This is a genomic window from Acinetobacter sp. SH20PTE14 (assembly GCF_021391555.1).
In the GTDB taxonomy this organism is placed as follows: Bacteria; Pseudomonadota; Gammaproteobacteria; order Pseudomonadales; family Moraxellaceae; genus Acinetobacter; species Acinetobacter amyesii.
Genome location: NZ_CP090067.1, coordinates 708,228 through 720,638, shown reverse-complemented (window position 1 = coordinate 720,638; position 12,411 = coordinate 708,228). Strand labels below are relative to the sequence as shown.

Annotated in this window: 10 protein-coding genes; 6 read left to right on the top strand and 4 right to left on the bottom strand. The window is 41.8% G+C overall.

What is annotated here, in order from left to right; translation table 11 throughout:
* Positions 1-3: 3 nt before the first annotated feature.
* The gene (locus LXF01_RS03540; RefSeq protein ID WP_233945010.1) at positions 4-1,266 is read right to left on the bottom strand and encodes a carbohydrate porin; all 1,263 of its coding nucleotides are present in this window, start codon (positions 1,264-1,266) and stop codon (positions 4-6) included.
* A gap of 389 nt (positions 1,267-1,655) precedes the next feature.
* Between LXF01_RS03540 and mutM the strand changes: the two genes are divergently transcribed.
* The 3 genes from mutM (at position 1,656) to LXF01_RS03525 (ending at position 3,357) form a co-directional block, all read left to right on the top strand.
* A complete protein-coding gene (gene mutM, locus LXF01_RS03535) occupies positions 1,656-2,510 on the top strand; it encodes a bifunctional DNA-formamidopyrimidine glycosylase/DNA-(apurinic or apyrimidinic site) lyase (RefSeq protein ID WP_111884801.1) in 855 nt (284 codons plus the stop codon).
* A complete protein-coding gene (locus LXF01_RS03530) occupies positions 2,507-2,785 on the top strand; it encodes a peptidylprolyl isomerase (protein ID WP_078192338.1) in 279 nt (92 codons plus the stop codon). Before mutM ends, LXF01_RS03530 begins: the two co-directional genes overlap by 4 nt.
* A 197-nt stretch (positions 2,786-2,982) precedes the next feature.
* The gene (locus LXF01_RS03525; protein ID WP_005007840.1) at positions 2,983-3,357 is read left to right on the top strand and encodes a hypothetical protein; all 375 of its coding nucleotides are present in this window, start codon (positions 2,983-2,985) and stop codon (positions 3,355-3,357) included.
* 38 nt (positions 3,358-3,395) lie between these two features.
* On the opposite strand, the gene mscL is transcribed toward LXF01_RS03525, so the two are convergent.
* Together mscL and typA are read right to left on the bottom strand one after the other, a co-directional pair.
* Positions 3,396-3,827: a large conductance mechanosensitive channel protein MscL gene (gene mscL, locus LXF01_RS03520; RefSeq protein ID WP_078192339.1), complete on the bottom strand. Its 432-nt coding sequence runs from the start codon at positions 3,825-3,827 to the stop codon at positions 3,396-3,398.
* 290 nt (positions 3,828-4,117) lie between these two features.
* The gene (gene typA, locus LXF01_RS03515; protein WP_078192340.1) at positions 4,118-5,953 is read right to left on the bottom strand and encodes a translational GTPase TypA; all 1,836 of its coding nucleotides are present in this window, start codon (positions 5,951-5,953) and stop codon (positions 4,118-4,120) included.
* Positions 5,954-6,126: 173 nt separating this feature from the next.
* On the opposite strand from typA, the gene LXF01_RS03510 reads away from it, so the two are divergent.
* From LXF01_RS03510 to LXF01_RS03500, 3 genes are all read left to right on the top strand, one after another.
* Positions 6,127-7,497: a uracil-xanthine permease family protein gene (locus tag LXF01_RS03510; protein WP_078191151.1), complete on the top strand. Its 1,371-nt coding sequence runs from the start codon at positions 6,127-6,129 to the stop codon at positions 7,495-7,497.
* 66 nt (positions 7,498-7,563) lie between these two features.
* Positions 7,564-8,598 (top strand): methyltransferase, encoded by a 1,035-nt coding sequence (locus LXF01_RS03505; protein ID WP_180055569.1) that lies wholly within the window; start codon positions 7,564-7,566, stop codon positions 8,596-8,598.
* Entirely contained in the window at positions 8,598-10,061 is a 1,464-nt protein-coding gene (locus LXF01_RS03500) for an amino acid permease (RefSeq protein WP_233945009.1), read from the top strand. Before LXF01_RS03505 ends, LXF01_RS03500 begins: the two co-directional genes overlap by 1 nt.
* A 243-nt stretch (positions 10,062-10,304) precedes the next feature.
* Here LXF01_RS03500 and ligA read toward each other — a convergent pair whose 3' ends face one another.
* On the bottom strand, positions 10,305-12,338 hold the full coding sequence (gene ligA, locus LXF01_RS03495) for an NAD-dependent DNA ligase LigA (protein WP_233945008.1): 2,034 nt from the start codon (positions 12,336-12,338) through the stop codon (positions 10,305-10,307).
* Positions 12,339-12,411 lie beyond the last annotated feature (73 nt).

Here is a 12,411-nt window from a genome sequence, read left to right as displayed (position 1 = left end):
ACATTAGAATATTACCTTAGAGCTTAAACCAATTAGGAAAGCATCATCAACCCGATTTGTTGAGCCTGGGTTAATCACATATTGTAAACTTGGGCGAATCATCAACCATTTCGTAGGGTTATGGCTATAGTTCAACTCGACATTATATTCTGCGCTTGCATCAAATTTTTCAGCAGAAAGTCGATCATTGACATGCACACGGTTCACGCCCAAGCCAACCATATCGTTTGGTAAACGATCGGCCAATCCAATGTATTTCAAACCTAGCTGCTGTGAGTTATCAACTTTTGTGGTGACACGATCATGCCAAGTAAAATTGGCAAAGCTATGCAAACCACGTTTGCCTTCACCTGTAGACGTTAACTGTTGCTCAATCGCGACCCAACCACCAAAGGTACGATCTTCAGCTTCGCCCGAAATAATGTCTTTTTGATTTTTGACATTATCTGCGGTGTTGTACATCGCACCAAAGCGGTAGCTCCCCGGTAAGCCATTGACCAATGATTTTGGTGTCCAAACCAATTCTACGGGAATAGTTACGCCATCAGCATGATCTGTATCTAGACTCCAACCTTGACCTTCTGCTTTGGCATTACCATTGTCAGGGTTAAATTCGTAAACACCGACTTGTGCCGCAAGTTCTGGCGTTGCTTGGTATTTCACACGTCCACCCCATTGTGAAACTGGAGTATTCATCCACATAGAACCTTGCCATTTACCCATTTGCGCTGCACAAAATGCGGTGCTGGCAAAGTCACACGCCATCACGTTAAAGTCCATACCGACACCAAGACGACCGGCTTTAACACTAATACTTTGTTCTTTAAAATTCTTTTCAATCGATAATTCAGTTAAGCGACTGTCCTGATTACCACGACCAAAATTGGCTTGTGCATTTGCCAATTGAGGAACATCCCCTTGCAAATCACGAACTGAGGTACTTTGACCTTGACGAGCAGTCATTACAGCACGCACAGTCACGCCATCCCAACCCGCAAGTTTTTCCATATCAAGCTGTGTACCTAACCACAATTGGCTGGCTACCGTTGCTGAATGTCCCGGATTACGACCGCCATCGGCAAGATAGGCAGCATCAGCAGCAATATTGGCCTCAAACTTCACACCTTGTTGTGCAAGTTCGGTACGTTTACCATCCCAATCCCCGAGCATGTACTGACCTTTAGTGTCGAATGCTTCTGCGGCGTGAACATGTGTCATGGCTGCTGCAACAAATGCAGGTAGAAGAGCTAGACTGTATTTTTTCATGGTAAAACCTAAATCTGGAGAGAGTCTCTAGACAAGCCACATGGCTTGAAATCTAATGTCACAAAAATTACATAATTTTTCACGTTCTATCTCAGCATTATTTTTATCATTCACAAAACTTTAATTTATCAATAAGTGACTTTAAATAAATCTATTGTTATGTAATATTTTTAGTGATTATTTTTCAATATCTTATATATCTATTAATTCAATTGTTTAACTTCTGATCGCTTTTTCAAACTCATTATTGTGACTTGTTGGTTTATTATTCTCACAATTAATAATCAATAACCTATTCATACACTCCCTTAGGCCGCGATGAAACTTGCATTCTGTAGGGCTAGACCCAATAGTATGCATAACTTGAATGATCCATTGCTTCGACCTTTATGCCTGAATTACCAGAAGTAGAAACCACTAAAACCAGTTTATTGCCATTATTGAATGAAAAGGTTCTCAAAGTTGAGGTTTTTCAGTCGAGCCTGCGTTGGCCTATTCCTGACGACATTCAAAAACTCGTCGGACAAAAGCTGCTTCAGCTCAGCCGTCGATCAAAATATATTTTGGCTGAATTTGAACAGGACAGCATGTTGTGGCATTTGGGCATGTCTGGCAGTTTTCGGATTTGTGAAGGTGATGAAGCATTACGAAAGCATGATCATCTGGTGATTCATTTTGAAGATATGCAATTGCGCTATCACGATCCACGCCGTTTTGGCTGTATTTTATGGTTAGATGCATCGTCTCAAAGCAAACTGATTGACACGCTTGGCCCTGAACCGCTGAGTGATGACTTTAATGCTGAATACTTATTCCAAAAATTTAAAAATAAGCAGACCAGTATCAAAGTATCGATCATGGACAATCATATTGTGGTTGGTGTCGGCAATATCTATGCAACGGAAAGCTTATTTAACTTAGGCATACACCCTGCGCAGCCTGCATCAAGTTTGAGTTTTGAACAAGTTGAAAAAATGGTCATCGAAATCAAACGTATTTTAAAACAGGCAATTGATTTAGGCGGTTCGACGTTACGTGATTACACCAATGCGATGGGCGAAAATGGTTATTTCCAACAAACTCTGCTCGCCTACGGACGTGCCGGTGAAATGTGCATCAACTGTGAAACCATCTTGCACAATATCAAACTAGGGCAACGTGCATCGGTGTTTTGCCCAGAGTGTCAGCCTTTAAAAAAGGTTAAAATGCTGACTAAGAAAACCGTGAAAGGAAATAAAGCATGAAGTCTGCGATTGTTCGCCACATATTAGTCAAAGATAAAGAACTATGTGAGCAACTGAAAAAGAAAATCAAAGGCGGTGCGGACTTTGCCAAAATTGCAAAGCAGCATTCGACATGCCCTTCGGGTAAAAAAGGCGGTGAGCTTGGCGACATTAAAAAAGGCCAACTGGTTGGTCCAATTGATAAGGCGGTATTTACCCTACCCGAACGTGAACTGCATGGTCCGATCAAAAGCCAATTTGGCTGGCATTTATTAGAAATTAAGTTTCGGATGTAACATAGCACCCACATTGAACATGCTATAACGAGTATATCGCGAATATGTGCTTTTCATCTTAAAGCACATAATCCCAGTATTTTTTTCAATCGTTCAGAACATTGGCTGGCGGTTTTCAATCATATAATATAAATCATAGCAACCAGATAACATTGCACTAAATCAATTCTACTTAATAATAAATAAAGGACATTCCATTGGGCTATTACAACTATTTTCGTCTTGGCACTGTCGATACAACAGATTTTACAATCATTCGAGGTGAACGAAAGCATGCACTTATCCAAGCATTATATGATGATCAAGATATGAACCCTCATGGTGAAGTCCAGTTGGCACTAGATTTAGATGGGAATCGTAACGATGAATCAAAATGGTATGATGCGATACAGCAAATTAGCAAATTATCCAAAAATCACCCTTTAGTCTTATTTATATTAGGTCAACAAGCCTGCGCACCCGAATCACCTGAAGAAGCAAATGAAGTATTTACAGGCATTCGAAATGGCATTGTTTTTTCGACATCAGAACCTAAGTTTATGAAAATGACGCCTCAACAAAATTCACAATAAAAAACGGCGCTTTAAGCGCCGTTTTCACTGCTAAAGGATTAACCTTTACGTTTTAATTCATCACGAATTTCACGAAGTAATTCGATATCTTCTGGAGTCGCCTCTGGAGCTGGCTCTTCAACTTTTTGACGGCGCAATTTGTTCATCAATTTCACTAACCAGAATACGACCCATGCCAAAAGCAAGAAGTTGATTAAGATGGTTAGGAAGTTACCGTAAGCCAAAACATTAAGGCCTGCATCCTGTGCTGCTTTTAGCGTGGTTAAATTGTTTGGGTTATCGCCCAATACTAAGAACCAATTTGAATAATCAACGTCACCACCAAGGATCCAAGAAATAAAAGGCATGATAATGTCTTTTACCATTGAATCGATGATTTTACCGAAAGCACCACCAATGATGACACCTACAGCCAAGTCCATCACGTTGCCTTTTACGGCAAATTCTCTAAATTCTTGAATAATACTCATGTGATCTCCAGAAATTTTTTCAGCTTTAATTTTGTGACGAAGTATACATTATATCTGTATAACTATTTCCACCTAATTTACTTGGTTTATATTAGATTCTAAATACCATGTATAAAAATTCACACAAAACATTTTTGATTTTGGTAATACATTCTATTAAAAAGGATTTATCAAAATTATGCATGTCGAATTAAATGAATAAAGTCATTCAATTTTTGCATTTTTATTCAAAACACCCATGCATAAAAAAACCGCTAACCTAAGTCAGCGGTTTTTTTGAAACTGTAAAATTAAACGTTACGGTTACGTTTACGTTCGTTTTCAGTCAACCAGCGTTTACGGATACGGATTGACTTAGGCGTTACTTCAACTAATTCGTCGTCTTCAATAAATTCAAGCGCTTGTTCAAGCGTAAATTCAATGTGCGGAACGAGAGTCAACGCATCATCAGTACCAGAAGCACGTACGTTAGTTAGCTGTTTCGCTTTAGTTGGGTTAACAGTCATGTCGTCTGAACGCGAGTTAATACCAACGATCATACCTTCATAAACTTCTAACTGAGGTTTAGCGAATAGACGGCCACGGTCTTGTAAGCTGAATAGTGCATAGCCCAAGCAAGTACCTTGAACCATAGAAATCAACACACCGTTTTGACGTTTCGCCACAGTACCTTGTTTCATAGGACCGTAGTGCGAGAAGCTTGAAGTCATGATACCTGTACCTGAAGTCATAGTTAAGAATTCAGAACGGAAACCAATCAAACCACGTGAAGGAACTGTTGCTTCAATACGGATACGGCCTTTACCGTCAACTTCCATATTGGTCATTTCACCTTTACGGTGACCCATTTGTTCCATTACAGCGCCTTGGTGCTGCTCTTCAACGTCAAACGTTACGTTTTCGTATGGCTCTTGTTTTTCACCATCAATTTCTTTGATGATTACTTGTGGACGTGATACGCCCATTTCGAAGCCTTCACGACGCATGTTTTCAATAAGAACTGAAAGGTGAAGCTCACCACGACCAGATACTTTGAAACGGTCAGGACTGTCAGTATCTTCAACACGTAATGCTACGTTGTGAATCAATTCGCGATCTAGACGTTCACGGATATTACGTGAAGTTACGAATTTACCTTCTTTACCAGCAAACGGTGAGTTGTTTACTTGGAAAGTCATCGATACTGTAGGTTCGTCTACAGAAAGTGCAGGTAAAGCTTCAACTGCTTTTGGATCACAGATTGTGTCAGAGATATGAAGTTCATCAATACCCGTTACACAAACGATGTCACCAGCAGAAGCTGATTCAACATCGATACGCTCTAAACCATGGTAACCCATGATTTTTAAGATACGACCGTTACGTGTTTTACCGTCTTTGTCGATTACAGTTACAGGAGTGTTTAATTTCACTGAACCACGTTGAATACGACCAACACCGATAACACCTACGAAGCTGTTATAGTCAAGTGAAGACACTTGCATTTGGAATGGACCGTCAACGTCAACCGCTGGTGGTTCAACGATGTCTACAATTGTTTCGAACAATGGAGTCATGTCTTCAGCAAGTTCTTCTGGAGATGGACCAGCCACACCACGAAGACCTGAAGCATATACAACTGGGAAGTCTAACTGTTCGTCAGAACCACCAAGGTTGTCGAACAAATCGAATACTTGGTCAATTACCCAGTCTGGACGAGCGTTTGGCTTGTCGACTTTGTTAATAATTACGATTGGTTTCAAACCACGTGCGAACGCTTTTTGCGTTACGAAACGAGTTTGTGGCATTGGGCCTTCTTGAGAATCAACAAGAAGAAGTACGCAGTCAACCATTGACATTACACGTTCTACTTCACCACCGAAGTCGGCGTGTCCCGGGGTATCCACGATATTGATACGGTATTCAGTGTTAGTACGCTTGTCTAACCATTTGATTGCAGTGTTTTTTGCAAGAATGGTAATACCACGTTCACTTTCAATAGCGCCAGAATCCATTACACGTTCGATCTCGCCTGCGCGATCGCCAAGAGCACCTGATTGCTGTAAAAGTTTGTCTACAAGAGTAGTTTTACCATGGTCGACGTGCGCGATGATGGCAATGTTACGGAGAGTTTTAATATCTGACATGTGAATTCGATACGCCTAAAGTTTGAGGGCAAATTATACAGAAAAAATATAGATTTTAGTAGTGACAGTTTATTGACAATCGCATTTTTTTTGACGACTGGTACGCTTTTGGTTTTGTAAAGCTGTGTAAACAGATTAGAATAGCGCCACCTAGCCTTAATTTTCAGTGCCGCATGTCTGATTTAAACCAATCTCCCGAAGCAAAAGATCAACTCGATTTAGTCTATGGATTGAATGATCGACCAAAACCTTTTATTGCTTTTCTCGCTGCGTTCCAACATTTATTGGCCATTATTGTCCCGATTGTGACGCCGGGTCTGCTGATCTGTTTAGCACTTGGTGTATCAAAAGAAGACACCAATATGATTCTTTCGATGTCATTGGTGATCTCTGGTATCGCAACTTTTTTACAATGTAAAAAAGTCGGCCCATTTGGTGCAGGTCTCCTGATTGTACAAGGAACCAGCTTTAACTTTATTGGTCCTATTATCGGTATTGGTTCTGCGATGGTTGCGGCAGGCACACCTGTAGAAGCAGTCATGGCATCTATCTTTGGTGTGGTGATCGCGGGTTCATTCATTGAAATGGGTGTGTCACGGATCTTACCGTGGGTGAAAAAACTGATTACCCCATTGGTAACAGGTATTGTGGTGCTATTGATTGGTCTGACTTTAATTAAAGAAGGCCTGATCAGCATGGGTGGTGGTTATCAAGCTATGGGCGATAAAACATTTGCCAATGCAGACAACCTCATCATGTCATGTACCGTTTTGGCACTGATCATTTTATTGAACCGTGTGCGTATTACATGGGTAAAAAGTTCTGCCATCCTAATTGCCTTAGTCGTGGGTTACATCCTTGCAGGCTTTATGGGTCATTTAAACTTTGATGGCTTAAAAGATGCGCCACTGGTTCAAATTCCAACACCGATGCACTTTGGCTTAAGCTTCTCTTGGAGCTTGTTTATTCCAATGGCATTTATCTACCTTGTGACATCTTTGGAAGCGATTGGCGATATTACCGCGACTTCTAAGCTTTCAAATCAAGCTGTAGATGGCCCTGAATGGATGAAGCGTATTAAAGGTGGTGTATTGGTGAATGGTGCAAACTCATTCCTTGCCGGTATCTTTAACACGTTCCCAAGTTCTGTTTTCGCGCAAAACAACGGTGTCATTCAGTTAACAGGTGTTGCAAGCCGCTATGTAGGCATTTGGATTGCTGCCCTATTGGTTATTTTAGGCTTACTTCCTGCTGTAGCAGGTGTCATTCAGGCAGTTCCACAAGCCGTGCTTGGTGGTGCTGTGATGGTGATGTTTGGTGCCGTGGCTGCCTCGGGTATTAATATCTTGTCAGGCATTCATTTAGACCGCCGCGCACTATTAATCATTGCGATTTCATTGGCATTGGGTCTAGGTGTTGCACAAGTACCACAAATCCTTGAACATCTTCCTGAATTGTTCCGTAATATCTTCAGTTCAGGCGTTGCCACTGGTGGTATCGCTGCCCTTATTTTGAATATTGTTCTTCCTGAAGTGAAGAAGTAAGTTCATTTGTCAAAGAACACTGCCTAGGTTCCGCCCTAGGCAGTGTTTTTTATGATGGAGAAATCTATGGATCTCACAAGTGAAGTCGTTATACGACAGATCGATTTATTACAAGATCGCGTGCTTTTCGTAAATGCACCGACAGATGACTTACTCAGTCAATTGAATGACAATATTAAGCCATCGATTTGGTGCTGGAATTTTAATGATTTTCAGTACTTTCAAAATCAACAGTCAAACGTCCATTTTGGTGTCGATTTTCCTGAAGGTCAGTTTGATCAAGCGGTTATTTTTGTTCCTAAATCAAAAGAACTGCTGAATTATTTATTACACAATGTGGCAAGTCACCTTGCTCAAGGTGCGTCTATTTTCCTCGTGGGTGAGAAAAAAGGCGGTGTTGAACGCGCAGCAAAACAATTACAACCCTTTGGTAAAACCCTAAAAATTGATAGTGCGCGTCACTGTCAAATGTGGCAAACCCTCTTAGAAAAAACTGTAACACTCAAGCCACTACAAGATTGGGTGCAAAAATATCCAGTTGAGACTCCAAATGGTGAGCTTACGATTTGCGCACTGCCGGGCGTATTTAGCCAGAACCGTTTAGATGTGGGTACGGCTACCTTATTGCCTTATTTATCACAAGTCACTTCGGGCAAAATTGCTGATTTCGGCTGTGGTGCGGGTGTCATCAGTGCTTATTTAGCCAAACTGAATCCTAAAAATCGTATCTTTGCCATGGATGTAGATGCTTTTGCACTGGCTTCTACACAAATGACATTTGAACAAAATTTGCTTGAACCTGAACAACTTGAGATTAAAGCGGTCACAGGAATCGAGGATGCACCACTATTTTTACATGCCGTAGTCAGCAATCCACCCTTCCATCAAGGGATTCAAACCGACTACAATGCCAGTGAAAATCTATGCAAAACTTCGCGCAGACATTTAAAGTCTGGGGGCGAACTTTGGATTGTAGCCAATCGATTCCTCAATTATCCGACTTTAATTGAGCAACATTATGGTCAATGTACAATCAAAGCCGACCAACAAGGGTTTAAAGTCTTGTTTGCGAGCACGCAAAAAAATCTTAAGGAACAATGATGAGCGAAATTCAAAAACCAGCTCAACTTCAACGTAAGTTGGGTGCTCGCCATCTCAACATGATTGCAATTGGTGGTTCAATTGGTACAGGTTTATTTCTTGCCTCTGGAGCAACCATTGCCAATGCAGGCCCGGGTGGCGCCCTGCTTGCATACTGCTTAATTGGTATCATGATTTACTTCTTGATGACCAGCTTAGGTGAGCTTGCAACACATAATCCAACTTCGGGTGCATTCTTTACCTACGGCACAAAGTATGTCGAGGGTGGTTTCGGCTTCGCTTTGGGTTGGAACTATTGGTATAACTGGGCAATTACCGTGGCATTTGAATTGGTTGCTGTCCAATTCATTATGAAATTCTGGTTTCCAGATATTCCGGGCTTTTACTGGAGTGCGATTTTCCTCGCAATCGTCTTTGCTATTAATGCGCTGACCGTAAAAGGCTTCGGTGAATCCGAATTCTTCTTCTCGCTTGTTAAAGTGCTCGCAATTGTTGCCTTTATCATTATCGGTTTGTTTATGATTGGCAAAATCATGCTGACACCGGGCGCAGAAACATTTGCCAACTGGACCAAGGGTGAAGCCCCATTTGTCGGCGGTTTATCTGCCTTGATAGGTGTGGCCATGATTGCCGGTTTCTCTTTCCAAGGGACTGAAATGGTTGGTGTGGCTGCAGGTGAATCGAAAGATCCTGAAAAGACCATTCCTATTGCCATCAAGCAAATTTTCTGGCGTATCTTGTTGTTTTATATCGTGTGTATTTTCATTATCGGCACTCTCATTGCCTATGATGACCCACGTTTATTACAAGCAGCATCTACTGAAAATATTGCACTATCACCATTTACCTTACTGTATGAAAAAGCAGGTTTTGCTTTTGCTGCATCGGTGATGAATGCGGTGATCTTGACTGCGATTTTATCAGCGGGTAACTCTGGTATGTACTCCTCTACTCGTATGCTGTTTGATATGGCACGTAAAGGCAGTGCGCCGAAAGTCTTTGGTCGCCTAGATGCACGTGGCGTACCGATGAATGCGCTTTATGCAACAACGGCGATTGCGGCACTGTGCTTCTTAACCACATTTATCGGTGAACAAGCGGTCTTTAACTGGTTACTGAACATGTCAGGTATGTGTGGCTTTATTGTGTGGCTCGGTATTGCAGTTTCACATTATCGCTTCCGTAAAGGCTACTTGGCTCAAGGCAATAAATTAGAAGATCTTGCTTACCGTGCAAAATTCTTCCCATTTGCACCGTGGTTTGCCTTTATTTTGTGTGCCATCGTGGTCCTTGGTCAGAACTATCAAGCCGTTTTAGATGGTGAATGGTTGGCCGTTGTTTCTACCTATATTGGTATTTTCTTATTCCTTGCCATTTGGTTTGGTTATAAGTGGAAACACAAAACTAAGTTGGTTTCCTATCAAGAAATGGATGTAAAACCAATGAAAGTTGATCAAGAATAATGTGATCACTGAATAAAAATAAGCAGCCTAAGGGCTGCTTTTTTATAGCTAAAATTGTATCTCAATACATTCACGCTTTAGCAAAATATTTCGTGAGTAATGTTGAGGAATACTGTCTGATCTATCACCAACAACTGATACGCTCACTCAATCATGTTAAGCACCGAAAATAAAAACGCCCAATGCAATGCATCAGGCGTTTGTTCAAAATTAACCACCTTTTCAGGTTAAGTTTTTCAATACTTAAGAAGCATTATGCTGTTGTACAAAGGAAATAAACTCCTCTTCGCTCATCACAGGTACACCCAGCTTTTCAGCCTTTTCCAATTTAGAACCTGCCTTTTCACCTGCAACTACACATTTGGTTTTACCCGAAACACTACCACTGACACGTGCGCCTAAGGCTTGAAGCATTTGCGTCGCTTCATCACGACCCATGGTACTCAATGTCCCAGTAATCACCCAACTCTCGCCATTCAGCGGCTGACGACTTGGTGCAACGGGTGCATCCCAATGAATCCCAGCTGCCAACAAACGATCAACCACTTCGAGGTTATGCGGCGCTTGGAAAAAATCGACAATCCATTCAGCGGTAATATCACCAACGTCTGGCGTTTTTTTCAAGGATTCGAGATCTGCATGACGAATCGCATCAAAGGTTTGGAAGGTATTGGCGAGCATGCGTGCCGTGGTTTCACCCACGCCTCGAATGCCGAGTGCATAAATAAATGCACCTAATGTCGTTTTCTTACTATTTTCAATAGAATCGATGAGGTTTTGAACCGACTTCTCGCCCATTTTTTCAATGGTCAGTAATTTTTCACGATGCTCAGGCAAGCTATAAATATCAGCAACATCTTTGAGCAAATCCAAATGTAAAAGTGATTCCGCCCAACGGTCGCCTAAGCCCTCAATGTCCATAGCTTTACGCGATACAAAGTGACGAATCGCCTCAATACGCTGTGCAGCACAGTACAAACCACCTGAACAACGTGCCAAGGCTTCACCTTCGGGCATCACCACTGGAGATGAGCAGACTGGGCAATATGCAGGTAACTGAACTTCTACCGTATCTACAGGACGGAATTCAGGCCATACTTTTTCCACTTTTGGAATCACATCGCCACTACGGTAGACACTGACTGTATCACCCACACGGACATCTAAACGGTGAATTTCACCAATATTATGTAGAGTGACATTGGAAACCGTTACCCCTCCGACTGCCACAGGGTTTAAACGTGCGACTGGAGTTAAAGTCCCTGTACGCCCCACTTGCCAATCAATATTTTCAACCGTCGTGAGCGCTGCAACTGCAGGGAATTTATATGCCGTTGCCCAGCGCGGTTCACGGCTTAAAAAACCTAAAGTTTGCTGCTGTTTCAAACTATTCACTTTAATCACCATGCCATCAATTTCAACACTCAGGCTTGGTCGATCAATGATCATTTGCTCATACGCAGCTTGTACGTCCTGAACGCTGTCACATATAAAGTGACGTTCACCGACAGCAAAACCAAACTGGGTCAGCCACTCAAGACTTGCAGACATGGTGGTTTGACCATGATGTGGTTCGCACTGTGCAATGCCATAAGCATAAAAAGCCAAGGGACGCGAAGCTGCAATTGCAGGGTCGAGTTGACGTAAGCTTCCTGCTGCTGCATTTCGTGGATTGGCAAAGGTTTTTTCACCTTTAGCTTCATTTTCAGCATTAAGCTTTTCAAAGCCTGATTTTGGCATCAGAACTTCACCACGGACTTCAAGCAGACTTGGAATTTCAGTCTGTGTAGAGGTCAGTACTTTAGGCAAATTACGAATGGTTTTTACATTTTGGGTAATGTCTTCCCCAGTTTCACCATCACCCCGTGTCACACCACGGACTAAAATGCCATTTTCATACCAGAGAGAAATGGCCAGTCCATCAAATTTTAATTCGACATCATATTCAATTTTTTGATTCGGCAAGCGCTCTTCCGCACGACGCGCAAAGGCAAATAAATCTTCTGCATTAAACACATTACCTAATGACAACATAGGCACTGCATGGGTTACAGATTCAAACTTAGATAAGGCCTTTCCACCCACTTTTGTAGTTGGTGTATCAGGTTGTACTAAATCAGGGTATTGCTCTTCTAAAGCTTTTAATTGGTGAAAAAGTTGATCATATTCACTGTCCTCAATTTCTGGCGTGTCCATGACATAGTAGGCATGGTTATGCTTCGCCAAGAGTTGAATCAGTTGTCGCATCTGTGCAACGACAGTGGATTGTTGTGTCATACATTCACCATAAAAAAGGGCGGTTCATGCTCCGCCCTCAAATTTCATTATCTGTTGCTATTATAGAAACCCA